This window comes from Agarivorans sp. Z349TD_8, from assembly GCF_050870825.2.
Classification (GTDB): domain Bacteria; phylum Pseudomonadota; class Gammaproteobacteria; order Enterobacterales; family Celerinatantimonadaceae; genus Agarivorans.
The window spans coordinates 4,474,565-4,498,654 of the sequence record NZ_CP194037.2 but is presented as its reverse complement, the minus strand read 5'-3'; the positions used below and the strand labels follow the sequence as shown (position 1 = coordinate 4,498,654).

The following is a 24,090-nucleotide window of genomic DNA, read 5'->3' as shown; positions in this document are numbered from 1 at the left end:
TTTAACTGCTATGTTAAAGGGGCGCTTTCTGGTATCAATTACTTTGAGGCTGAATGCTCTGGTGGTTGCCCTAGCGGGAGTGTTTAGCTTGTTAATTTTAAGTGTTAAAATTAATCAGGATCCGTATCTCGCCGTTATTTTTGAGATATAAATTAAGGCTAACAATATTTGTTAGTATTCATAAGCCACTTTTAGGCAATCTTAGGGAAGAGATCATGTCTACCAATGAGCTAAAGCAGCAGGCTGAGATTATTCACGCAGCTGATAGTGTCGATTTTCATTCTCCAAAGCAACGCAGTCACCGTTCAGAGGTGAGTCTGCAAGTTCGATATGAGCACCATAAGGCGCGCCATCAACATTATAAGAAAGCCTATCGACATGTTAGAAAGTATCGTTGGATTAGTGCCGCGCTGGTGGTCATTAGTTTTGCGTCGGTATTTTATTTAGTCGCTCTATTACCGACTTACCATGATTTGAGACACGATTATGAAGGCTTGTTAAGTGATTTTAATGTGGTTGAACAGCAAAACTTGAAATTGAACCAAGCTTTACAATTAGAACGAAAATATAACTTCGAACTAAATAAAGAGAATCACCCCGAATTACGTGTATTTGCCTTTGATAGTTTGATCGCCATCGATCAACAACATGTTCGTTCGGCTTTTTTTGTTGAGTCGGAAAACCAAGGGAAACAGATTGGCGTGAGTTACCAGTTGTTGGTTGAAGGGCCGATTGAGCAAGCCTTGGTGATGATATTTATTGATCAAGGCGGTGAAGAAGTGTTTCGACAGGGGATCGACTTTAATCAGCGAGTGGTATCTCAGGGACAGTTGGTCACGCTTGATGGCAGCATGTCTTATGCGAAACAATTGGATATTCGCTACTTTAGGATCGAAGTTCAGGAGATGGACGCTACCAAAAATAAAGACCTCAGCCGCTAATCTGTGGCCTTTGTTCAGAAGGCTACTAACTCATATGGTTTCGTCAAAAGGACTGGTATTAAATATATTTGGCATCATTGCTGATCTATTCTTGGTGATGAAAATCAAAAGACCCTAGACGAGCCTTTTAGTTATTCTCGTCAGGTGATGCCATAGTGCTGTTCCTGATATAAAAAATGACGGTTCCTTGTAAAAATAATCTCAAAAGATAAACAGCCTCTAGGCATTGCCAGTTATACTGGGCAACTCCTAGGACCCTATTCAGCATGAAGGTGTAGAGATGTACATTACTGATAATTTTGATAGTGGTAACATTCGAGTTATCGCTTTACAAGATCCGCAAGATATCCAACTTGAAATCAAACATGACAACCAATCTGAGTTTTTTCAGTGGTTTCATTTTCGTTTTGAAGCTGAGCAAGCGCAGTCTTATCAATTCCATATTATCAACGCCAGTCAGTCGGCTTATCCACAGGGTTGGCAAGGTTATCAGGTCGTCGCATCTTATGATCGCCAACAATGGTTTCGCATCGATACCGATTATGATGGTGAGCAATTAAAATTTTCTTTGGCGCTTGAGCAATCGAGTGTCTATTTCGCTTATTTTGCACCTTATAGCTACGAGCGCCATCTGGATCTATTACAAACCATACAACAAGATCCTCGGGTGAGACTTAGTACCCTAGGGCAAACCTTGGATGGTCGGGATATGAGTTTATTGCAAATTGGTGATGCCGAGCAGGCCAAGCACAAAGTTTGGGTGATGGCGAGGCAGCACCCAGGTGAGACCATGGCAGAATGGTTTGTTGAGGGGATGCTCGCCACGTTATTGGACGAAGATAATCCCTTGGCTAAAAAGTTATTGGAAGAAACCGTATTCTATGTCTTGCCGAATATGAATCCAGATGGTTCAGTGCGAGGTCATTTGCGTACTAATGCCGCTGGTATAAATTTGAACCGTGAATGGCAAAATCCAAGCATGGAACATAGCCCTGAGGTGTTTTTAGCAAGACAAAAGATGTTGGAATTGGGGGGCGATCTGTTTCTTGATATTCATGGAGATGAATCTGTGCCTTACAATTTTGTGGCAGGGTGTGAAGGGGTCCCTTCATATGATGCGCGGCATCAGTTGCTAGAAGAAACCTTTAAGCAAGCGTATATGGCGATTTCACCAGACTTCCAAGATCAACATGGTTATGCCAAGAACAAGCCGGGAGAGGCTAACTTAAAGATTGGCGCCGCATGGTTGGGCGAACAGTTTAAGACATTGTCTTATACCATCGAAATGCCATTTAAAGATAACGCTGATTTGCCTGATGAGGATTACGGCTGGTCACCGGAGCGGGCAATGCAATTGGGTGCAGATGTGTTGTTTCCAATTAAGCAGAGCTTAGCGCGTTTGTAGTGTCCTATTTAGCTATTTAGCGCTTAATTTTGAGCATACAAAAAGGAGGTTATGATGGATGACCTCCTGATTCGTTGTGGCTACAAGAGAAGTCGCTAGACTTGCTTTTTCTTTTTTAGTCTATCGGTTAGATTTTTTTATTTGATGTGTTCGGTTATTGGAATCATCCTCCTAGTCGATGATCGCCATTGTTTAAGGGGGCATTTCGCCACTTTTAGTATGTTGTGATTCACACGTTACAGGTAGCCGTTGGCCGCTTTTCATCCGCTTCCGAGGCGAAGTCTCGTCGGTAAAGTGAGCGCAATCATGAATCAATCAAGAGCCGACGACATGGAAGTCGTGCAGAGGAGCAGTCTCAGTGATTTAGCGAAACTTGATGTTTTATCTTTGAGCTAAGATATCAGAGTCACTCACTAAGGTTCTATAAAGGTTCGCGACTTGACGATACAAGCCAGATTAGCCTTGATTCGTTGAAGGGTCTTCGAATCAAAGGCTAATCGGTGTTTTAGTCCCTTGAATTTACATAGTACCAATATACTCTGTAGTTTATATTCTGGAAAAGTTCTGTAAAGCTGGAGTCGACGAGGCTTCTAGGACTTTTCCAGAAATATAGCAAAAATGACAAAAATTTTGTTGAGAAGCAAGATTCTGGAAAGAATTTTCCAGAGGACAAGGTTGTTTGCACAGGAAGGCTAGACGAAATTGCTTGAAATTTTTCTTCTCGCTCGAAGTTGCCTCGGAACGTTTTTAGATTGAGCAAACCTCCATAGGAATAATTTGTCCAATAGGCCGTTGGACAAAATTGGGTATCAATGATCTACGTTGATAACCCACTCTTCATTTTGTCTACTTTTTCTAATTCTAAATTTTTCAGGTGCACCTCAGCACCTAGTGTAGTGGTTAAGTTAAATTGGCCACGGTTTTGTATTCAAGCCAATAGCGTAGCTCTGACTCATTTGGTGTTAGACCGCCGTTATATTGATGCGCCTGACCTCGCTGTAATATCCTGTGATGTACTGTGTGATTGAACGCTGTGCCTGGGCAAAACTCTCATACCCTATTGATGACACCTATTCTGTTTTTAAGCTTCGGAAGAATCGCTCTATCGGGCTATATCCCAACAGTTTCCCCGCCGACTCATGCTTTGCTCAATCAGATATCGCCAGAGTAGTTGCCGATATTTAAGACTGGTGTAATGCGTACCTTGATCACTATGGAACATTACATTTTTCGGCTTTCCTCTTGCCTCAAAAGCCATTGATAAAGCTTTGCCCGTTAAGTTTGTATCGGGTGAAAACGACATTGCCCAACCGATGGGTTTTCTTGCAAAGAGATCTATAACCACGGCTAAATAAGCCCAGCGTGTACCAACCCAAATAAACGTGACATGCCAAAACCCTATAACGTTTTAAACAACAAATTAGGCGTCTCACCAACCGAAACTGGGGCGTCTCGATGATTTATCAACTCGCTAAAGTGAGTCAATACCTCCGAGGCTGGATAAACTACTTTGGGATCGCTAATTGCTATCAACTGTGTGTCGATCTTGATCATTGGGTAAGACGCAGAGTACGAATGACCTATTGGTGACAATGGCGTAAGCCTAGAACTATGCCAAAGGCTATTTAAGCTACGCCGACTTGATTAGACACCTTATTGGCGCGCATTAAGTACAATCAACAAAATCGTTTACACCTTAAATGAGCCTGACACTAACTGTGCATAAAGCCCCTGTGACTTGAATAGTGCCATTTTAGGGTTAACCGATAAATGTCTAGTGCCCCTGACATTCCAAAGGACTGGATAGCCTCAGGCAGCGATAAGATCGCACTAAGAGAGCCTCTATATGTGTTTGCTGTAAACGATGATTTGACAGCTAACTGACAGACGAAGTAGATGCATTTGTTGATTGATTTTAATTTGACTGCAAGAGCAGTCAAATAAGTTAGGCTCGCCTATTGACTACCCGGAGGCTCATATGTGTTAGCTTAACTGGCGAGTAATACGCTTATATTCATTGATTTGAGATTGTGTCAGCGATCTTTTCTCAAAAATATACTTTCTAGCTCGTCCTATCAGCTCAATTCTACTCAAGGGTTCAGCTTGGTCTTGCTCTGGGTTCCAAGTACCTTTGATAAAATTGCATGTTCGGCAACTGAGCACACAATTCTCATAGGTATCATCGTTGCTTTTTGAAAAAGGCACCAAATGATCTGTTTGCCACTCTTTATAGGAATCAACTGACTCAAACATGTCTTTGTCGCAATATGCACACTTAAAATCAAATTCAATACCCAGTTTAATTTCTCTGTCGCCCCACTGTCCTGTAGCCATTAGTTGGTTATAGATATCAGTCATCGTATTTCCTTGTTAAGCTAGCCCTGTTAAGGCGTGAGCAACGCAATACCGAAGCTCCTGCATACCACTTTAAACACTAAAATCAACGCATAGTAAAAATGCCACGCGTTGCATATCATTCTTAAACAGATTGTGTACGCCCTGCATGGGCATGAACTAATGAGGTGAAAGTCCTCTGTAGGAAGGTCACCGTTTAATAACACTTTGATTATTAAACGCTAACTACTAGCGAATGGCAAGGGCATTGCCGCGAGGGAATGTCTGAAGGAAGCCGGACGCAAATCTGCGAGCTGATGAACAAGAACATCATATGAGGCGTAGGCTGGAGGCGAGTTGGCACAAGACAACGAAGCCATGTGATCTAACGGCCACCGTAAATGATGCAGCAGTGCAGAGAAAAGAAAAAGAGAAAGTGCATGTTCTACTTCTTATAAACAAAGAGTGGGGAGATCTGCTTAACAAGCGATCGTTTAACTCACTCCATGGCGGTTATCAGCAGACGGCGTTTTTAGATAAAGAGCCCAACGTCCATCGTAATGGTTGGGACATGGTGAAGACCTGAACCTGAAAATCAATGAGGAGCCTGTGCAGCTCATTGTCTCCGTACCCGACCGGACTGAGGAGTCATGGCGCAAAAACAGAAGCCATCATTGGAATGCAAAGGAGCTAATCGGCCGTTGTATTTTAACCGTTTTCAGGGCCTGTAAATTAAATTGTGTAATTGCTTATAATTAGGCCTGAACAGGCTAAGGATAAGCAACATGGATAAGAAAGCTCTCGAAGCATTTGCTCGTGAAGCCGCTAAGTCAATCAAGACCCCTTCAGATCTAGATGACTTTCGTAAAATGTTAACCAAGGTGACTGTTGAGACAGCGTTAAATGCTGAGCTTGATGACCACCTCGATTATCAGAAACACGCTGAAAAGCCCGATAAGAATAGTCGTAATGGTTATTCATCCAAGACCTTGATCACCGACGATGGTGAGATTGAACTGGATGTACCTCGAGACCGAGATGCCTCGTTTGAACCGAAGCTTGTTCGTAAGCATCAAACTCGATTTCAATCGATGGATGACAAGATATTAAGCCTTTACGCCAAAGGCATGACAACTCGTGAAATCGTCGCTACGTTCAAAGAAATGTACGATGCTGATGTCTCTGCAAGCCTCATATCTAAAGTTACCGACTCAGTTCTAGAGCAGGTTGTTGAATGGCAATCACGGCCACTGGATGCAGTCTATCCCATCGTCTACCTTGATTGCATCGTGGTGAAAATCCGCCAAAACAAACAGCTCGTCAATAAGGCGATTTACTTGGCTCTGGGCGTAAATATCGAAGGTCAGAAAGAACTTTTAGGGATGTGGATATCTGAAACGGAAGGTGCGAAGTTCTGGCTCAGCGTTCTCACTGAACTCCAGACTCGAGGTATCAACGACATTCTTATCGCTTGTGTTGATGGCTTGAAGGGCTTTCCAGATGCTATTAACGCCGTATTCCCAAAAACCCAAATACAGCTCTGTATCGTCCACATGGTGCGCAATTCAATGAAGTATGTTCCTTGGAAAGACTACAAGGCTGTAACGGCAGATCTCAAAGGTATTTACCAGTCGAATACCGAGGAAGAAGCGCTTCTGGCCCTCGAACAATTTGGTGACCAGTGGGATGATAAATACCCACAGATAAGCCGCTCTTGGACAGCGCATTGGGATAATTTAAATACATTGTTCAGCTACCCTCAGGACATTCGTAAAGCCATTTACACGACGAATGCGATAGAGTCCTTGAACAGTGTGATACGCAAAGCGACAAAGAAGCGTAAGCTATTCCCCACGGATGAATCAGCGAGGAAAGTTGTCTATCTTGCAATTATGGATGCATCGAAACGCTGGTCGATGCCAATAAGAAACTGGCGACAGGCTCTCAATCGCTTTATGATTATGTTTGAAGACCGACTTACTGATTACTTGTAACCCAAAGCAGTTACACAGAATTATTTACAGGGTCAACTTGTCTCCTAACATGATTATTGTTAGATTCTTGTCATGAAAAATATTTCAATGCCTACATTATCCATCCTTTGGTGGCGCTCTCATTAGAGCGGCACGGAATTCTTACATTCTTATGCTGCTGGTAGGTAGCTAAGATTGTCATCTCTTTTGTATCTCCAGTGGCCAATTTATTTGACGAGGAGATATACCGATGAATACACAACCGAAAACGGATAAATCAAAGGTTATTTTAACCGGTGATAGGGCGACGGGCCCATTACACCTAGGCCATTACGTTGGTTCTTTAAAGCAGCGTGTCGCTTTACAGGCTCACCATGAACAAACCATTCTTGTTGCTGATATGCAAGGCCTGACAGACAATGCCCTTCACCCTCAAAAAGTGTCATCGAATATTCTAAATGTGGTGGCGGACTACCTCGCTGTAGGGATAGACCCATCAGCAACGACTATATGCCTTCAGTCACAATTACCAGCGCTTGCCGAACTCACTATGTATTACAGTAACCTAGTTACTATTAGTCGACTAGAGCGTAATCCTACAGTTAAAAGTGAAATTCAAAACAAAGGATTTGAGCGCTCCATCCCCGCAGGTTTCTTAACGTATCCCATCTCTCAGGCCGCGGATATCACTGGGTTTAACGCAACATTAGTCCCCGTTGGTGATGACCAATTACCAATGCTTGAACAAACCAATGAAATCGTTCGGAAGATAAACGCATTAGCCGGGCGCAATGTTCTCAATGTATGTCAGCCATTGTTAAGTAAAGCGCCACGCTTACCCAGCACCGATGGAAAAAATAAGATGTCTAAATCCATGGGAAACACTATCAATCTAGGAGCGAGTGAAAAGGAAATCACCGCAGCGGTTAAGTCTATGTATACCGACCCTCACCATGTAAGAGTTGAAGACCCCGGCAAGATAGAAGGGAATGTGGTGTTTACCTATTTAGATGCTTTTTATCCAGATGAAAGCTATGTCCAACAATTAAAGCAACACTATCAACGAGGGGGACTGGGTGACGGCGTGACAAAACGAATATTAGAAGAATGCTTACAAGAAATGCTCCGGTCTATTCGAGAGAGAAGAGCTATGTATTTAAATGATAAGGCACAACTAATCGACATTTTGAAGGCAGGAAGTCAGCTTTCTCGAGAAAAGACAGATAAAGTGCTCTTTGATATCAAAGACATATTTGGCCTAAATCTATTTTAGTCACAGGCGTAATGAGTAACGATGTAAAGGTTGGTTTTCTCTACTTTGTAGCTGGCGACGTTTTTCGTGATTTAGAGTTATATACAGCAGCAAAAGCCAGCTTGTGATTTGCATAAACTTTTACTGTAAGACACTGAAAATTTAAAGAAATGACAATTACGCAAGGTGCGTTTCGCAACTTGCGAAATGCATTCGATATCATACTGGCGAGGTGTATTTTAAAGGTAGTCATGTTTTAGTTTGTGCTGGGGAGGCGTCGTACGTTGCATTACTTTTTATTTTTCTTGATTTTTGTGGATTGGTAAAAGTATATCAGGCTATTCAAATTTACTTTTAACCAAGGTTAATTTCCATTTGCTTCACGATGGGCAACCACCTTTAATCAGGTGGCCAAATTCACTATGCCACTACAGTTGGGAATTTCAAAATCAAAAGAATTAACGACGAAAACCATACTAGCCCCAAACCAATAGATATTTCTATAGGTCTAAGTATTAGTAGGTTTTCCAGAATCGTCAATTCTACAGGGTACTGTTTCCAGACCCTGATCTACATAGTAACAAATTCTTCTGCGCTGGTGGGGTGGATCGCGACACAGGCATCAAAGTCGGCTTTGGTTGCGCCCATCTTCATGGCAACACCAAATCCTTGTAAAATTTCGTCCATGCCTAGACCTATCCCATGCAGACCAACCACTTTTTGTTCTTCACCGGCACAAATCAGTTTCATCTTGGTCATTTGACGATGCTGAGTGACCGCTGTGTACATCGCGGCAAAGCTTGAGTTGTAGACTTTGACATTATCCGCACCGTATTCAGCAATCGCTTCAGGTTCGGTTAAACCCAAAGTGCCGATGGCTGGGTGACTAAAGACCACAGTAGGGATTAGTTGATAATCCATTTTAGCTTCAGTTTTTCCGTTAAATAAACGTTCCGAGAGCAAACGTCCGGCTTTGACGGCAACTGGGGTGAGTTCTACCTTACCGATATTATCGCCGACTGCGTAGACGCCCGCTGCGGTGGTATTTGAGTAGTCATCGACCTGAATGTAACCGCGTTGATCAACTTCAACGCCAGCCGCGGCTAGGTTGATATTATCGGTGGCGGGTTCACGGCCAATCGCCCATATAACGCAATCCACTTCGATGTTGTTGCCATTCTCAAATTTAACATTCAAGCTGCCATCAGCTTGTTTTTCGATGGATTGTGGTACGCTATCGGTGTGCAGCGTTGGGCCGTCCTCCGCCATGATTTCGACCAGCGTTTCACTTAGCATTGGGTCAAAGTTACGTAAGGGCGCGTGCTTACGCACCGCTAAATGAGTGTCGCTACCCAGTGAGTGTAAAACACCTGCCAATTCAACCGCGATGTAACCTGCTCCGAGTACCAAGACTCGTTTAGGTTGCTCTGTTAAAGCAAAAAATCCATCGGAATCGATGCCGAGTTCGGCGCCAGGGATTGCGGGGATTGAAGGACGACCGCCAGTGGCGATGAGAATGTGTTTGGCACGGATTTGTTCGCCATTCACTTCCACGGTATTCGCATCCACAAACTTTGCAAAGCCATTGATAAGTGTGATCCCATTGTTACCCAATACGCGGTCATAGGAACCATGAATTCGTTTGATGTAGGCTTCTCTGCTGGCAACCAAGGTTGCCCAATCAAATTGATTCACTTGTAAATCAAAGCCGTAATCAGGTGCATAGCGGTGAATAGCTTCCGCGACTTGGGCACCAAACCACATGGCTTTTTTAGGGACACAACCTACGTTCACGCAAGTACCACCTACATGACGAGCTTCAATCAGCGCCACTTTTTGGCCGTACATTGAGGCGCGATTGGCTGAGGCAATACCGCCGCTGCCTGCGCCAATGCATAGGTAATCATATTCTTTCATTGAGAAACTCCGTGTAGGACAGATATGTTGCAGCAGTATAGCCTGTAGCTGTATCAGATGTTAATCAGCTTTTGTGACCTGTTTTTGCGATTGATAAGGCAAACGAATGAAGAACTTAACCCCTTCATTTTCCTTACTATCGAAGGAAATATGGCCTTTCAGTAACTGCACCACGAGATTATAAACGATGTGAGTACCTAAGCCGCTACCACCTTGACCGCGTTTAGACGTGACAAAGGGGTCGAAAATACGATTTACAATACTACTCTCCACCCCACGACCAGTGTCTTGATAATCGAGATGGAGTTGTTCACCTTCCCGGTAGATGTGAATATTGATTTGTTTTTCGCCGTCCCATTCCTCAAAGCCATGTTTAATCGAGTTGAGGATTAAGTTTGAGTAGATCTGGGTAAAGCTGCCTGGGAAGCTATAAAGTTCTAAATCGCTGGGACAATCCACTTTGATCGTGCAACCAGAACGACGAATTTTATGGCCTAAAGAGGTGATCACCTGATTAACATTTTCGTTGAGATTAAAGGTGTAGCAGGCTTCGGAGCTTTGGTCGACGGCAACTTGCTTGAAGCTACTAATCAAATCAGAGGCACGACGTAAATTGTTCAGCAATAACTCAGTCGATTGCTGTAAGTTACTGATTAGCTCTTCCATATAGCGACGGCTTAACTTGCCAGTTTCAATGTTCTTTTCGAGTTGTTTGCCTTGCTCTTGTAAGTAAGATGCGGCAGTGACACTAATGCCTATTGGGGTATTAATCTCGTGAGCGACCCCTGCCACCAAGCCACCTAAGGAGGCCATTTTCTCGGCTTCCACTAAGGATTGTTGTGCATTTTTAAGTTTATCGAAAGCACTAGCAAGCTGGAGATTACTCTCCTCTAAACGCTCGGTTCGTGACTTTACTTTTTGTTCCAACTCATCGTTGAGGGTTTTTATTTCTTTTTCAACCCGTTTTAGTGGAGTCACATCATCGCCAAAGGCGATCATGCGAGAGACATGGTTGCCTTCGTAAAAGGGAACAAAGGTCCATAGTAAAGTATATTGATTGTTCACCTGATCGGTGAGCGTTAATTCTTGATCTTGGATCACCCTTAACTGTCGGAGATCGGCTTCAATTTTGTCGCGCCGGTCGTTGTCGACAAATACACTCAGCCAGTTTTGGCCGATTAGTTCTTCTTGATGAAAGCCGGTGAGTAGCACACCAGCAGGGTTTACGGTTAATACATTGAGCTGATTGTCTAAGGTCACAATCACCGCATTACTTGAGTTGATGACGGTTGCGGAGAAGTCTCGCTCATGAGCTAATTGCTCGGTGGCTTTTAATTTTTGGGCAAATTCGTGGTCAATTTTTCGGGTCATTTGGTTGAGAGTATTGACCAATTCGCCCAGCTCATCGTTGCGTTGTTTACCCTTAGCATTAATTTTTAGTGGTGCGCCTAGATTGTCGAGGTCTAGGTTGCGGGTGTAATCCACAATGGTATTGATGTGGCGAACAATCACGTAATAAATGATGAATAAAATACCGATGGATACCACGAGGGTTTTCACGGTTTGGCTAATGAGGATCAGCATCGCTTTTTGCCATAAGCGCTCATACACCTGTTCCAAAGAGGCGGCGACAAACAGCTTTCCAACCATCTCGTCTTGATAAATAAGATCAAATTCCTGAGATAGATCATATTGGTTGGTTGAACGTCCACGTGCTAATAGTGGGACTTCAGAAGAACCTAAGATTTCTTTGACCAATACATATTGCATATTAGGCAAGTTCATAATGCCTTCAATTTGTACCTCGACTTGTTCTTCATCAAGGTTCCATAAGCTGGCTGCAATTGGTTGTAGAAAACTGACTTCAATCTGATCGATACTTTCTTCAATGACTTTCACATCTTGCTTGTAATCGTAATAAAGTTGAATCAGGGTGATGATCAGAGCAAGCAGGGTGGAGCAAATAAGAATGTAGGATAACATGCGCAAGGAAAGGCTGTTGGCTCCTTTATTTAAAGCTAACTTTTTCCACAGCCCGTGATCACTAGTCTCTGTGGATTGAGAGTTATTATCCATGTATAAGCGAGTCCTGTTGGTCTAAGTATCGTTAAACCAAGAAAGCATATTATTCCTTTGAGAAATCATAGTCTAAATCGAGGCTATGTGAAACGTCCAAATCGTGAGGGTGGGTTGATTTACAAATAATTAACCCCAAAATATGTTATTTATAGCTAATATATCTTCAGTTTTAAGGATCTTTTATGAGTAACCCTTTACTTGATTTACCCGGATTACCCCCGTTTAGCAAGATTAAGCCAGCGCATGTGCAGCCTGCGGTAGAGCAAGTGATTGAAGAATGCCGAGCGACGATCGATTCGGTGTTAAAAGAAGCCACGCCTACTTGGCAAAATTTTATTTTGCCTCTCGATGAAGTGAATGACCGCTTAGGTCGTTTGTGGTCACCGGTTAGCCACTGTAATTCGGTAGTCAATAGTCAGGAGCTACGCGAAGCTTATGAGTCCTGCCTCCCGCTACTGTCTGAGTACAGCACCTTTGTTGGCCAACACAAGGGGCTTTATCAAGCCTATAAAAGCTTAGCCGACAGCCAAGCGTTTGCTGATTATAATTTAGCCCAGCAAAAATCGGTTACAGATGCACTACGAGACTTTGAATTATCTGGTATTGGATTGGAGGCTGAGCAGCAACAGCGTTACGGTGAAATAGTGAAACGCTTGTCGGAACTCTCATCACAATTTTCCAATCATGTATTAGACGCTACTCTGGCTTGGCAAAAACATATTACCGAATCTAGCGAATTAGTCGGGCTACCGGATTCGGCCTTGGCTGCCGCCAAACAAGCCGCTGCAGCAAAAGATTTAGAGGGTTATCTACTCACGCTGGAGTTCCCGAGTTACTTACCGGTGATGACTTACGCCGACAATCGTTCGCTACGTGAAGAAATGTATCGAGCCTTTAGTACTCGCGCTTCTGAACAAGCAAGCACTGAGCAGAAATTTGATAATAGCGGACTAATTGATGAAGAATTGGCACTACGTCATGAGTTAGCCCAGCTGCTTGGCTTTGCCAGTTACGCGGATAAGTCACTCGCCACTAAAATGGCTGAATCTCCAGCGCAGGTATTAGGCTTTTTAGAAGACTTGGCTGCACGCTCTAAGCCGCAGGCGGAGCGAGAGTTAGCCGAGTTGCAAGCTTTTGCCAAACAGTATCATGGGGTTGATGAGTTAGCGGCTTGGGATATAGCCTACTATTCAGAAAAATTAAAACAGCATACCTACGCTATTTCCGATGAACAGTTACGCCCTTATTTCCCCGAAAATCGAGTATTGAGTGGTCTGTTTGAGGTGGTGAATCGCCTATTTAAGGTGACAGTGAGTGAACGGCAGGGAGTTGATACTTGGCACCCAGACGTTCGTTTTTTTGACATTAGTGATGATAGTGGAACGCTGCGCGGTTCTTTCTATTTAGATTTATATGCACGCGAACATAAACGTGGCGGTGCTTGGATGGATGGTTGTATCGACCGCCGAGTGGATGTAGATGGACAGTTGGTTAAGCCAGTCGCTTATTTAACCTGTAACTTTAATAAGCCTGTGGGCGATAAACCAGCCTTATTCACGCACGATGAAGTGATTACTTTATTCCATGAGTTTGGTCACGGCATTCACCATATGCTGACCAAGGTGGATGAAGCGGCGGTATCGGGTATTAATGGCGTGGCTTGGGATGCGGTTGAGTTACCGAGCCAGTTTTTGGAAAATTGGTGTTGGCAGAGTGAGGCTTTAGCCTTTATTTCTGGGCATTATGAGACGGGCGAGCCCTTGCCGCAGCAGATGTTAGATAAAATGTTAGCGGCACGTAATTTCCAGTCGGCGATGACGATGGTGCGCCAACTCGAATTTTCATTGTTTGATTTCCGTTTACATTATGAACTCGCAGAGGGTCGCAGTGTGCAGCAGCGTCTGGATGAAGTGCGCCAACAGGTTTCGGTGATCAATCCTCCGAGTTTCAATCGTTTCCAAAATAGCTTTAGCCATATTTTTGCTGGTGGTTATAGCGCGGGTTATTACAGCTATAAATGGGCCGAGGTCTTATCTGCTGACGCATTTGCAAAATTTGAAGATGAAGGCATTTTCAATGCTGAAACGGGTTTACAATTCTTGCATAACATTCTGGAGAAAGGTGGTTCGCAGCAACCGATGGAACTGTTTAAGGCCTTTAGAGGGCGAGAACCTAAGGTAGATGCCTTACTTCGTCATTCGGGGATTGCTGCTTAGCCTCATTTTGATGTTTTAAGTTAGTTTTATGACGCGGCTTAGGCCGCGTTTTGTTTGTCTGAGATTAGAACTGGATGAAGCTATGTTTGAAGATATCGCGCTGTGGTTAGAACACGAACAAGCCGTATTAGCGACCTCGAATTGGTGGTTTGACGTATTGGTTGTGTTGGGACTGACCTTAGTTGCTTTTGTTATTTGGCGTATTTTTGCGGGACGTTTAAGCCGTTTAACCACTAAAACCAAGACCGTGTGGGACGATGCAATTTGGTTTTCATTATGGAAGCCGATTAACTGGATGATCGCGGTGGTGGGCTTGTCTTTAGTGGCAACCGCGTTTGCCAAGGCTCTAGGATCGGACTTACTGCCGATGATCCCGGTGCTGCGCCAAGTGATGATGGTGTTTCTATTGGCTTGGGTCGCGATGCGCTTTGTGGGTTGTGCAGAGCAGCAGTTGATCAGCGAAGGTAAGGATAAAACGACGGTACAGGCGGTGGCGAAGTTGTGTCGTGCCAGTGTGATTATTATATTGCTGCTAGCCGTTTTTCAAACCCTAGGCTTCAGTATTTCCGGGGTGCTAGCCTTCGGCGGTATGGGCGGTTTGATTGTCGGTATGGCCGCTAAAGATTTACTCGCTAACTTTTTTGGGGCCTTGTTGGTGTATTTTGATCGGCCCTTTAAGGTCGGTGATTGGATCCGCTCACCAGATCGCAGCATTGAAGGAACGGTTGAAAAAATAGGTTGGCGGGTGACGCAGATCCGTACCTTCGATAAGCGTCCCTTATATGTGCCTAATTCGGTATTTTCTAGTATCGCGGTAGAAAACCCCAGCCGGATGAGCCATCGTCGAATTAAAGAAACCATCGGTTTGCGTTATGCTGATGCGGCGAAGCTAGGCAAAGTGGTGAGTGATGTCGAAGCGATGTTACGTCAACATCCGGAGATTGATACCAATCAAACTTTGATGGTGAACTTCGATAGTTTTAACGCGTCTTCTCTCGACTTTTTTATCTATACTTTTACTAAAACTACCGATTGGGTTTTTTATCATCAGGTAAAACAAGATGTGTTGAATAAGGTGGTTGATATTGTGCTTGCCAACGGTGCCGAGTTTGCTTTTCCTACGCGAACCCTGCACCTTGCGAATAATGAACCACTTAATTCAAAGTAAATTCAGTCATCTTGCTTCATAAATGAATGCAGCTGCATTCATTTATGTGTCATTCGGCTGCATAGTTATTCTTTTTACTAGCCTAAATCTTCAATAAGCAGAACGGCAAAATAGCCTAATCTAGTGGTGATAAACACTCTGACGGTATTTTTATGCTGTAAAAATCCAATAAAGCTCTTCAAAAATTAGTTATTTAGCAGGCTTGCAGTATATTTAGAAAAAATAAGACTAAAATGCTTAATTTAGATCTATTTGTAGCTCATTTTACTGCTTATGTAGCAAAACTATCTGCATGTGGTCTGGATGAATTGATAGCTGTGGTTGAATAAGTTGTCAAATCCTCTGCCGCTAGGGGGGCTACAGGAACGTCGACTTGTTAAAGGCCTTGTGTATAGGGTAAAACATCAGCCAACGGGGTGAGAATAGCATCCAAGGGTTGATGCGCCGAACTCCTGCAAACACACAATAGATAACAAAAAAGCTAACATGGAGTTTCTAATGACTAAATGGACAAAATCAGCTTCCGGCTTGGCAGTTTCGCTAGCCCTATTTGGCGCGGTATCAGTAGCGCATGCTGCCGACACAATTAAGATAGCGGTTGCGGGGCCTGTAACTGGGCCTGTGGCACAATATGGCGATATGCAATTTACCGGTGTTGGCGTTGCGGTTGATTTACTTAACCAAGCGGGGGCCTTAAAAGGTAAAAAAATTGAAGCTGTTGTCTACGATGACGCATGTGAGCCGAAGCAAGCGGTGGCGGTTGCCAACAAAATTATTAACGACGGCATTAAATATGTAGTGGGTCATTTGTGTTCTGGCGCGACTCAACCTGCTTCAGATGTCTATGAAGATGAAGGTGTATTAATGATTACGCCCGCTTCGACTAACCCAGACATTACCACTCGCGACTATCAGTTGGTTTTTCGAACCATCGGTCTCGATAGTGACCAAGGACCAACGGCCGCACGTTATATCGCGACTAGCGTTAAACCACAACGAGTCGCAGTGATCCATGATAAACAACAATATGGTGAAGGGATCGCCACCTCAGTGAAAACCGAGTTAGAAGCGGCGGGTGTGAATGTGGTTGCTTTTGAAGGTGTGACTGCGGGTGATAAAGATTTCTCAGCGCTGATTGCTAAGCTGAAGAAAGAAAAAGTCGATTTTGTCTACTACGGTGGTTACCACCCAGAACTTGGTTTGATCCTGCGTCAGTCCTCAGAAAAAGGCCTAGATGCCACTTTCATGGGGCCTGAAGGCGTTGGAAACAAAGATATTTCTGCTATTGCTGGCGCAGCTTCTGAGGGCTTGTTAGTTACCTTACCGAAAAAATATGACTTAGAACCGACCAACAAACCAATCGTGGACGCCTTGGTGGCGAAAGGAGAAGATCCTACCGGTCCTTTCGTTTGGACTGCTTATGCGGCAATGCAATCTATTGTTGCTGGTGTGAATGGTGCGGGTGATGAGCCAGACGCTGTGGCGGCTTATCTTCGCGCTAATACTGTTGACACGGTCATGGGACCACTGCAGTGGGATAGCAAAGGCGATCTTAAAGGTTTCGATTTTGGTGTATTCACATGGCATGCCGACGGCACATCGTCTATCGCTAAGTAATTTGTGAATATCAGACCGGCTAGTGTCATCGGCGCTAGCTGGTCTCTTCTGTTTTAAAAGACACTTAATTAATGGCTTCAAGCCATTAGATTGGGATCGTTATGTCTGAGCAATTTTTCTATTTTTTTCAACAGTTAGTCAATGGACTAACGGTTGGTAGTACCTATGCCTTAATCGCCATTGGTTACACGATGGTGTATGGCATTATCGGCATGATTAACTTCGCCCATGGTGAAGTGTATATGATAGGCAGTTATGTTGCCTTCATCGTATTGGCTGCCTTATCGCTGATGGGCTTGGATTCCCTGCCGATTTTATTATTTGGTGCTTTTGCCATTAGCATCATTATTACCAGCGCCTATGGTTGGACCATCGAGAAAGTGGCTTATCGGCCAGTGCGTGGTGGTAACCGCTTGATCGCTTTGATTTCGGCGATTGGGATGTCTATTTTCTTGCAAAATCTGGTGCGTTTATCTCAGGGAAGTCGTGATATCGCGATGCCGAGTCTGATTACTGGCGGCTGGACATTTGGCCCTGACGACGGCTTCAATTTAACCATTTCCTACATGCAAGTGGTGATCTTTGTGGTGACTTTCCTCACGATGATCGGATTAACGGCCTTTATTACCCATTCGCGAATGGGACGTGCCTGCCGTGCTTGTTCTGAAGATATTGGTATGGCCAATTTATTGGGGATCGACACCAATAAAGTGATTTCCTTAACCTTTGTGATTGGGGCAGCCTTAGCGGCGGTGGCAGGAGTGTTGTTGGGGATTTATTACGGTGTTATCAATCCCTATATCGGTTTTATGGCTGGCTTAAAAGCCTTTACTGCGGCGGTATTAGGCGGTATTGGTTCGATACCCGGAGCGGTTGTTGGAGGCTTGTTGTTAGGCATTACTGAAGCGATTACCGCTGGTTACTTTAGTACCGAGTATAAAGATGTGGTTTCCTTTGGTTTGCTGTGCCTGGTGTTACTGTTCATGCCAACGGGCCTGTTAGGAAGACCGGAGGTTGAGAAAGTATGAGTAAGCTCAATCTCCCCGGAGCATTAATCTCCACCATTACCTTTATGTTGTTGGCTGGATGGCTGTTAGGGATCCGAATGGAACCTAGTAGCAGTGGACTTAATCTGGCGTTGGCCGAGCCACAACATCTAAAGTGGCTATTTATTGGTTCGGCGGTGGTATTTTTTAGTCAGCTATTTCACCCCATGCTGTTTGGTAAAGCAAAGTTAAGACGCTCGGCGAATAAGTTTAATTTTAAATTGCCGAGTCCCGAGCAAAGTCCTAAGGCTTATCGTTTGTTGGTCTCGTTCGCCTTAGCTGGGGCGATCATCTGGCCCTTTATTGTTAGCCGTGGTTCGGTGGATTTAGCGACTTTAACCCTCATCTATGTGATGTTGGGTTTGGGACTGAATGTCGTGGTGGGCTTAGCCGGTCTGCTCGATTTAGGTTATGTCGGTTTTTATGCGGTAGGAGCCTATACCTATGCCTTACTGAGTGCCGATGGTTTTGGTTTTTGGACTTGCCTACCAATTGCCGGCGGCATGGCGGCACTGTTTGGTTTCTTATTAGGTTTTCCGGTATTGCGTTTACGCGGTGATTATCTAGCCATTGTGACCCTCGGCTTTGGAGAAATTATTCGTTTATTGCTGAATAACCTTACCGAGTTAACTGGCGGACCTAACGGTATTAGCGGTGTACCGAAGCCAACTTTGTTTGGTTTGGAATTTAACCGTCGCCTAAAAGGTGAAGGTTTTGATACGTTCCATAACTTCTTTGGTATTAGTTATAACTCAGAATATAAGGTGATTTTCTTATACTTGATGGCGCTACTTTTGGTCGTGCTTACGGTGATTGTGATCAATCGCTTGTTAAGAATGCCGATTGGTCGGGCTTGGGAAGCACTACGTGAAGATGAAATTGCCTGCCGTTCTTTAGGCTTAAATCCAACGGTGGTTAAGCTCAGCGCATTTACCATTGGTGCTGCTTTTGCCGGTTTTGCTGGTAGTTTTTTCGCGGCCCGTCAGGGCTTTATTAGCCCTGAGTCGTTCACCTTCATCGAATCTGCGATTATTTTAGCAATTGTGGTTTTAGGGGGAATGGGATCACAAGTTGGAGTGATTTTAGCCGCGATTATCATGACGGTGTTACCAGAAATGGCGCGTGAGTTTAATGAGTACCGAATGCTGATGTTTGGTTTAATGATGGTATTTATGATGGTGTGGCGCCCCCAAGGTTTATTGCCAATGTCTCGACCTCATATTCAGTTAAAAGAGGGAGCTAAGGCATGAGTCAGTTGCTTGAGGTGAATGGCCTCACCATGCGTTTTGGTGGTTTATTGGCGGTGAATAATGTCGCGCTGAAGCTCAAAGAGAAAGAAGTTGTATCGGTGATTGGTCCCAATGGTGCGGGGAAAACCACGGTATTTAACTGCTTAACCGGTTTCTACAAACCCACCAGTGGACAAATTTTATATCGAGGCGAAGCCTTACAAGGTTTGGCCGGACACCAAATCGCCCGTAAAGGCATTGTGCGTACCTTCCAGCATGTACGTCTTTTCAAAGATATGACGGTGGTAGAAAATCTGTTGGTGGCCCAACATCGTCACTTGAATACCAACTTTATTGCCGGTTTATTAAAAACTCCAAATTTTAAGAAGAGTGAAGCGGAGGCCTTAGCGTTTGCTGAATACTGGTTAGACAAAGTTCAGTTGACTGAATTCGCCAACCGTAAGGCGGGTAATCTGGCCTATGGCCAACAGCGTCGTTTAGAGATAGCTCGTTGTATGGTAACCCGTCCCGAAATCTTGATGCTAGATGAGCCTGCGGCAGGCCTTAACCCTAAGGAGACTGATGATTTGGATCGGCTGATCATGGATCTGCGGGCCAATGAATCGGTCTCGGTATTGCTGATTGAGCACGATATGAAATTGGTGATGGGTATTTCAGATCGGATTTACGTGGTTAACCAAGGTTGTCCCTTAGCGAATGGGACACCGGAAGAGATCCGCAACAACCCTGAGGTCATTAAAGCCTATCTGGGTGAGTTTTAAGGGCGAGGCAAAGACGACGAATGTTAGAGTTAAAAAATGTATCGACTCACTATGGCCCGATTCAAGCTTTACATGATGTTAGTGTGAAGGTAAATGAAGGCGAAATTGTCAGTCTGATCGGCGCCAATGGCGCGGGTAAAACCACTTTATTGATGACTTTGTGTGGTGATCCTCGAGCTAGCAGTGGTCAGATATGGTTTGATGGTAAAGATATTACCCACCGCCAAACCCATGACATTATGCGTGGTGATATTGCGGTGGTTCCTGAGGGACGACGAATATTCTCGCGCCTCACCGTTGAAGAAAATCTTCGAATGGGGGCCTTTTTTGCGAGTAAACAGGAAACCGAGCAACGGATCCAAGAAATGTATGTCTTGTTTCCGCGTTTATTGGAACGAGTCAATCAACGGGCGGGCACCATGTCGGGAGGGGAGCAGCAGATGTTGGCGATTGGTCGTGCTTTAATGAGTAACCCTCGCTTGCTGTTATTGGACGAGCCTTCTTTAGGTTTGGCCCCGATTATTATTCAACATATTTTCGATATCGTGGAACAATTACGCCAACGTGGGATGACGGTGTTTTTAGTGGAGCAAAATGCCAACCAAGCGCTGCGGCTGGCTGATAGAGGCTATGTTCTGGAAAATGGTCGTATTGTGTTAGAAGACACTGGCGATAATTTATTGGTGAACGAAGAGGTGCGTAAGGCGTATCTAGGTGCCTAGGCTCGGTTGTTCATACACAAAGCTAAAGCAGCCTTCGGGTTGCTTTTTTTATGCGAGAACATGCTAGTGACAAAGATGAGTACTGATTATTCTGAATGCCGAATCTGCAGCGCCCCAAGCAAACGGTTGGCATTATATCCCCTTCGTTTTGTCTCTTTTTCTTTGTGCGTAAACCAGTTAAAGTGGGCAAAATAGCTCGCAGTGGATCATCATGGAACAATTTGAACAAATCGACGTAAATGGCGCTCAAGATAAAATTTGCAATGCTGGGGCGCTACTATTAGATATGCGTGATCCGCAGTCCTTTGCTCAAGCGCACCCAGTGAATGCTTTTCACCTTCACGACGGTAGCCTTAATCAATTATTAGCAAATACCGACTACGATACGCCGCTAATTGTGATGTGTTATCACGGTATTTCTAGTCAGGGGGCGGCACAGTATTTATTAGAGCAAGGATTTGAAGAAGTCTATAGCTTGCAGGGAGGCTTTGAAGCATGGCGTGTAAAGGCTCCGATCACCAGTGGTGAAGCAGAGTGAAGCAATTAATCGTCCTGGCGAATCCTCGCGCGGCACAGGCCTATGTAGACTATATGGCAGTATTGCATATTGAGTGTCAACTCGCACCCGCGGAGCGAGGGGTGGCGATTATGCTGAACGATGAGTCTCAGCTTGAACGTGCGGAAATTGAATTAGAGCAGTTTTTAGCTAATCCGAATGCTGAAAAATATCATGCGGCTTCATGGACTATGGCCGACAGTCGCAAAGCCTCATTTTCTTATGGTGGCTCGGGGGTGATTAAAAACTCCTTTTTGGCTCATGCGGGTCCGGTGACACTGCTGGTATTGCTGATATCAGCCGTGATTTATGCACTAATGAGCTTCGGTTTTAATCGTTATTTTATTGAACACCTGACTATTACTCCTCAGCTGAGTATGCTCGCTTCAACCCAGTTTTGGCGGGTCATCACACCGATTTTTTTACATTTTTCAATTGTTCATATCGTGTTTAATGGCCTGTGGTGGTGGCAATTAGGTGGAGAGATCGAGCGTCAATTAGGAAGCTCTAAGTTATTATTGATTACGATTGTCGCAGCAGTGATCCCCAATGTAGCACAGCTACTGGCTTCCGGACCGTATTTTGGGGGCTTATCTGGGGTGGTGTATGCATTGTTGGGGTATTGCTGGTTTACGGGGTGGCTACGTCCTAAAGCTGGGCTGCAGTTAAGCCCTTCAATTGTGGGCTTTATGTTGGTCTGGTTGGTGATTGGCTTTATGGATGTAATTGGGCCATCTACGGCGAATCTGGCCCATCTGTTTGGCTTATTCGTGGGTTGTGCTCAGGCGGTATTTGATAAGTTTACTGATAAAGATATTTAGTAAACAGTAACTTATTGACCAGCTTTTTACCGGTTTCTTGCACTAAGAGGTCATTCACTGCCTCTTCACACATCTGTCGAATTTGTTCTCGGCCAGTTAAGGACTTTACATCTTCTTCGGCTTGATGGCCTAAAATTTCAATGATCGCGTCGCGGATCAGTGGGGCGTGATGCTCAATGTTGGCTAAATCCCCTGCGTTTTCTACCATGATGTCGGCGGTAATTCGCACGTAGCCTAGCTTCTTCCCTGTGCTAATGTAGTTCGTAATAATATCCGGTTCTAGCGCAAAATAGGCATAGCTAGGATTACCCGCTTCTTCGGCCTTGATGACGGTGGAGAATAACAAACTAAATGTTATAAGCAATGCTTGGCTAAATTTCATACGATCCTTTGATTCCTTGATAGTCCTAGCTTTATTGTTTGTGCTATCGAGCGTTTGGTCAAGCTGCGCAGTTAAATTTAGTCAATAATTTATCGTTGCTGAAAAGAGCCTAAAGCAAATGCAATCGTGACCGCGCAAGAATAGCATAATGGGCGAATCGGGAGTTTACTTTAATCTGTCAATTGCCGGATAATAAGGCCATTATTCAACAATAGTAATACCAGTGAACTCAAAACAGCCTTATCCTTATCAGGCCGATGGTCGTTGGCAACAGCCACAAAATGTTGAATTAGAATCAACTGCTTTAGCTGATTGGTTACTTTATCCTGGTTCGCTCACCGCACGTTTGCGCCAGCATTGCCAGCATTTTTCCATCCAGGTGTTATTTGAAGGCTATTTGGAAATTACCGAGGCTGAACGGCAGGCTTTGGATTGTGAGGGGCCTTACTGGGTCAGAGAGGTCTTACTGTGCTGTGATGACTTACCTTGGGTATATGCACGTAGCGTCGTTCCGCAGGATTCTTTAGCGGGAGAGGCTGCAGCGGTGAGTTATTTGCAAAACAACTCTTTAGGAGAGTTATTGTTTACCGACAAAGGTCAGCGACAAACTTTAGAGCTGTGCCAAGTTGATGCGCATTCTGCGCTTCAGCAAAGTGTTGGGCCAAAGCAGCCGCTGTGGGGGCGACGCTCTCGCTTTCTATTAGCTGGTGCGCCGCTACTCGTAGCTGAGTTTTTTTTACCCGCCAGCCTAGCTTATCAAGGAGTCGATCGTGCTTGATTTGATCAAAGTACACCCATACTGGCAGCTGATGCGCGCCGATAAACCCATCGGTACCTTATTGTTATTGTGGCCTGCCTTGTGGGCTTTGTGGTTGGCGGCTGAAGGACCACCTAAACTGTCGGTGTTGCTGGTCTTTGTATTAGGCGTGTTTTTAATGCGATCGGCTGGCTGTGTGATGAATGATTATGCCGATCGTGAGGTCGATGGTCACGTTAAACGCACCGCTCAGCGCCCTTTAGTTAAAGGGCTGGTTTCTGAACGCGAGGCACTTGGCTTGTTTATTGGCCTGGTGGCTTTGGCATTTCTATTGGTTCTGACCCAAAATTTGCTGACCATTGCCTTATCGGTTGTGGCTTTAGCATTGGCGGCAATTTACCCTTTTATGAAGCGGATTACTCATCTACCACAGCTATTTTTGGGGGTGGCTTTTGGTTGGTGTATTCCGATGGCCTATGCCGCCCAAAGTGGTCAGATTGCACCTGAGGCATGGTTGTTATTATTAGCCAACATTTGTTGGACGATTGCTTATGATACTAAGTATGCAATGGTGGATCGTGAAGATGACTTGAAGATAGGGGTAAAGTCGACCGCGATTTTATTTGGTCGTTTTGACAAACTAATAATCGGTTTATTACAGTTGGCTTGTTTGTGCTGTTTTGCCGCGATCGCCTATTTAAAGCAATTAGGCTTAGCCTTCGATATTGGTTTGTTAGCGGCGGCGGCTTTGTTTGTCTATCAACAGAAATTAATCCGTTATCGGCAACGGGAAGCCTGCTTTAGTGCGTTTCTCAATAATAATTATGTTGGTTTGGTGATATTTATTGGTATTGCCAGCCACTATGGATGGCTGGCGTGGTTTGCCGCTTAGA

Annotated in this window: 19 protein-coding genes and 2 pseudogenes; 16 read left to right on the top strand and 5 right to left on the bottom strand. The window is 44.5% G+C overall.

What is annotated here, in order from left to right; all coding sequences use genetic code 11:
- Positions 1-215 precede the first annotated feature (215 nt).
- Positions 216-941: a hypothetical protein gene (locus ACRRS1_RS20340; protein WP_432460313.1), complete on the top strand. Its 726-nt coding sequence runs from the start codon at positions 216-218 to the stop codon at positions 939-941.
- Between the two features lie 280 nt (positions 942-1,221).
- Complete coding sequence (locus ACRRS1_RS20335) at positions 1,222-2,346, top strand: M14 family metallopeptidase (protein WP_432468847.1); 1,125 nt, start codon at positions 1,222-1,224, stop codon at positions 2,344-2,346.
- A gap of 900 nt (positions 2,347-3,246) precedes the next feature.
- On the opposite strand, the pseudogene ACRRS1_RS20330 reads toward ACRRS1_RS20335, so the two are convergent.
- Positions 3,247-3,733, bottom strand: a pseudogene (locus ACRRS1_RS20330) (IS3 family transposase); the annotation flags it as partial.
- 17 nt (positions 3,734-3,750) lie between these two features.
- On the opposite strand from ACRRS1_RS20330, the pseudogene ACRRS1_RS20325 reads away from it, so the two are divergent.
- A pseudogene (locus ACRRS1_RS20325) lies at positions 3,751-3,933 on the top strand (group II intron maturase-specific domain-containing protein); the annotation flags it as partial.
- 396 nt (positions 3,934-4,329) lie between these two features.
- On the opposite strand, the gene ACRRS1_RS20320 reads toward ACRRS1_RS20325, so the two are convergent.
- Positions 4,330-4,704, bottom strand: a complete 375-nt coding sequence (locus ACRRS1_RS20320; RefSeq protein ID WP_432468848.1) for an HNH endonuclease — start codon at positions 4,702-4,704, stop codon at positions 4,330-4,332.
- Positions 4,705-5,465: 761 nt separating this feature from the next.
- Between ACRRS1_RS20320 and ACRRS1_RS20315 the strand changes: the two genes are divergently transcribed.
- Together ACRRS1_RS20315 and trpS are read left to right on the top strand one after the other, a co-directional pair.
- The gene (locus ACRRS1_RS20315) at positions 5,466-6,674 is read left to right on the top strand and encodes an IS256 family transposase (protein WP_432468849.1); all 1,209 of its coding nucleotides are present in this window, start codon (positions 5,466-5,468) and stop codon (positions 6,672-6,674) included.
- A 229-nt stretch (positions 6,675-6,903) separates the two neighbouring features.
- Entirely contained in the window at positions 6,904-7,926 is a 1,023-nt protein-coding gene (gene trpS / locus ACRRS1_RS20310) for a tryptophan--tRNA ligase (protein ID WP_432468850.1), read from the top strand.
- Positions 7,927-8,475: 549 nt separating this feature from the next.
- Here the strand turns inward: trpS and gorA are convergent.
- Together gorA and ACRRS1_RS20300 are read right to left on the bottom strand one after the other, a co-directional pair.
- Positions 8,476-9,822: a glutathione-disulfide reductase gene (gene gorA, locus ACRRS1_RS20305; protein WP_432468851.1), complete on the bottom strand. Its 1,347-nt coding sequence runs from the start codon at positions 9,820-9,822 to the stop codon at positions 8,476-8,478.
- Positions 9,823-9,882: 60 nt separating this feature from the next.
- Positions 9,883-11,898 (bottom strand): ATP-binding protein, encoded by a 2,016-nt coding sequence (locus ACRRS1_RS20300; protein ID WP_432468852.1) that lies wholly within the window; start codon positions 11,896-11,898, stop codon positions 9,883-9,885.
- A gap of 185 nt (positions 11,899-12,083) precedes the next feature.
- On the opposite strand from ACRRS1_RS20300, the gene prlC reads away from it, so the two are divergent.
- The 9 genes from prlC to glpG all read left to right on the top strand — a co-directional run bounded on the left by prlC (position 12,084) and on the right by glpG (position 22,058).
- Positions 12,084-14,117: an oligopeptidase A gene (gene prlC, locus ACRRS1_RS20295; protein WP_432455703.1), complete on the top strand. Its 2,034-nt coding sequence runs from the start codon at positions 12,084-12,086 to the stop codon at positions 14,115-14,117.
- An 82-nt stretch (positions 14,118-14,199) separates the two neighbouring features.
- A complete protein-coding gene (locus ACRRS1_RS20290; protein WP_432468853.1) occupies positions 14,200-15,285 on the top strand; it encodes a mechanosensitive ion channel family protein in 1,086 nt (361 codons plus the stop codon).
- A gap of 498 nt (positions 15,286-15,783) precedes the next feature.
- A complete protein-coding gene (locus tag ACRRS1_RS20285; RefSeq protein ID WP_432468854.1) occupies positions 15,784-16,902 on the top strand; it encodes a branched-chain amino acid ABC transporter substrate-binding protein in 1,119 nt (372 codons plus the stop codon).
- 101 nt (positions 16,903-17,003) lie between these two features.
- Positions 17,004-17,930 (top strand): high-affinity branched-chain amino acid ABC transporter permease LivH, encoded by a 927-nt coding sequence (gene livH, locus ACRRS1_RS20280; protein ID WP_432455706.1) that lies wholly within the window; start codon positions 17,004-17,006, stop codon positions 17,928-17,930.
- A complete protein-coding gene (locus tag ACRRS1_RS20275) occupies positions 17,927-19,198 on the top strand; it encodes a high-affinity branched-chain amino acid ABC transporter permease LivM (protein WP_432455707.1) in 1,272 nt (423 codons plus the stop codon). Before livH ends, ACRRS1_RS20275 begins: the two co-directional genes overlap by 4 nt.
- Positions 19,195-19,959, top strand: coding sequence for a high-affinity branched-chain amino acid ABC transporter ATP-binding protein LivG (livG, locus tag ACRRS1_RS20270; protein WP_432455708.1), 765 nt, complete (start codon positions 19,195-19,197; stop codon positions 19,957-19,959). The genes ACRRS1_RS20275 and livG overlap by 4 nt, the downstream gene beginning before the upstream one ends.
- Positions 19,960-19,979: 20 nt before the next feature.
- Positions 19,980-20,681, top strand: a complete 702-nt coding sequence (locus tag ACRRS1_RS20265; protein ID WP_432455709.1) for an ABC transporter ATP-binding protein — start codon at positions 19,980-19,982, stop codon at positions 20,679-20,681.
- Between the two features lie 211 nt (positions 20,682-20,892).
- Positions 20,893-21,219 (top strand): thiosulfate sulfurtransferase GlpE, encoded by a 327-nt coding sequence (glpE, locus tag ACRRS1_RS20260; protein ID WP_432455710.1) that lies wholly within the window; start codon positions 20,893-20,895, stop codon positions 21,217-21,219.
- Entirely contained in the window at positions 21,216-22,058 is an 843-nt protein-coding gene (gene glpG, locus ACRRS1_RS20255; protein WP_432468855.1) for a rhomboid family intramembrane serine protease GlpG, read from the top strand. Before glpE ends, glpG begins: the two co-directional genes overlap by 4 nt.
- On the opposite strand, the gene ACRRS1_RS20250 is transcribed toward glpG, so the two are convergent.
- Entirely contained in the window at positions 22,039-22,440 is a 402-nt protein-coding gene (locus tag ACRRS1_RS20250; RefSeq protein WP_432455712.1) for a flagellar basal body-associated protein FliL, read from the bottom strand. The two genes, glpG and ACRRS1_RS20250, sit on opposite strands and share 20 nt — an antisense overlap.
- A gap of 223 nt (positions 22,441-22,663) precedes the next feature.
- Here ACRRS1_RS20250 and ACRRS1_RS20245 point away from each other — a divergent pair, with 223 nt between their 5' ends.
- Together ACRRS1_RS20245 and ubiA are read left to right on the top strand one after the other, a co-directional pair.
- Positions 22,664-23,218, top strand: a complete 555-nt coding sequence (locus ACRRS1_RS20245) for a chorismate--pyruvate lyase family protein (RefSeq protein WP_432455713.1) — start codon at positions 22,664-22,666, stop codon at positions 23,216-23,218.
- Between the two features lie 31 nt (positions 23,219-23,249).
- The gene (gene ubiA / locus ACRRS1_RS20240) at positions 23,250-24,089 is read left to right on the top strand and encodes a 4-hydroxybenzoate octaprenyltransferase (protein WP_439033360.1); all 840 of its coding nucleotides are present in this window, start codon (positions 23,250-23,252) and stop codon (positions 24,087-24,089) included.
- Position 24,090 lies beyond the last annotated feature (1 nt).

What these genes read in the sequence shown, in the direction of transcription:
- ACRRS1_RS20340 (WP_432460313.1), top strand. Translation starts at nt 216, where the DNA reads ATGTCTACCAATGAGCTAAAGCAGCAGGCTGAGATTATTCACGCAGCT.
- ACRRS1_RS20335 (WP_432468847.1), top strand. Translation starts at nt 1,222, where the DNA reads ATGTACATTACTGATAATTTTGATAGTGGTAACATTCGAGTTATCGCT.
- ACRRS1_RS20320 (WP_432468848.1), bottom strand. Translation starts at nt 4,704, where the DNA reads ATGACTGATATCTATAACCAACTAATGGCTACAGGACAGTGGGGCGAC.
- ACRRS1_RS20315 (WP_432468849.1), top strand. Translation starts at nt 5,466, where the DNA reads ATGGATAAGAAAGCTCTCGAAGCATTTGCTCGTGAAGCCGCTAAGTCA.
- trpS (WP_432468850.1), top strand. Translation starts at nt 6,904, where the DNA reads ATGAATACACAACCGAAAACGGATAAATCAAAGGTTATTTTAACCGGT.
- gorA (WP_432468851.1), bottom strand. Translation starts at nt 9,822, where the DNA reads ATGAAAGAATATGATTACCTATGCATTGGCGCAGGCAGCGGCGGTATT.
- ACRRS1_RS20300 (WP_432468852.1), bottom strand. Translation starts at nt 11,898, where the DNA reads ATGGATAATAACTCTCAATCCACAGAGACTAGTGATCACGGGCTGTGG.
- prlC (WP_432455703.1), top strand. Translation starts at nt 12,084, where the DNA reads ATGAGTAACCCTTTACTTGATTTACCCGGATTACCCCCGTTTAGCAAG.
- ACRRS1_RS20290 (WP_432468853.1), top strand. Translation starts at nt 14,200, where the DNA reads ATGTTTGAAGATATCGCGCTGTGGTTAGAACACGAACAAGCCGTATTA.
- ACRRS1_RS20285 (WP_432468854.1), top strand. Translation starts at nt 15,784, where the DNA reads ATGACTAAATGGACAAAATCAGCTTCCGGCTTGGCAGTTTCGCTAGCC.
- livH (WP_432455706.1), top strand. Translation starts at nt 17,004, where the DNA reads ATGTCTGAGCAATTTTTCTATTTTTTTCAACAGTTAGTCAATGGACTA.
- ACRRS1_RS20275 (WP_432455707.1), top strand. Translation starts at nt 17,927, where the DNA reads ATGAGTAAGCTCAATCTCCCCGGAGCATTAATCTCCACCATTACCTTT.
- livG (WP_432455708.1), top strand. Translation starts at nt 19,195, where the DNA reads ATGAGTCAGTTGCTTGAGGTGAATGGCCTCACCATGCGTTTTGGTGGT.
- ACRRS1_RS20265 (WP_432455709.1), top strand. Translation starts at nt 19,980, where the DNA reads ATGTTAGAGTTAAAAAATGTATCGACTCACTATGGCCCGATTCAAGCT.
- glpE (WP_432455710.1), top strand. Translation starts at nt 20,893, where the DNA reads ATGGAACAATTTGAACAAATCGACGTAAATGGCGCTCAAGATAAAATT.
- ACRRS1_RS20250 (WP_432455712.1), bottom strand. Translation starts at nt 22,440, where the DNA reads ATGAAATTTAGCCAAGCATTGCTTATAACATTTAGTTTGTTATTCTCC.
- ubiA (WP_439033360.1), top strand. Translation starts at nt 23,250, where the DNA reads ATGCGCGCCGATAAACCCATCGGTACCTTATTGTTATTGTGGCCTGCC.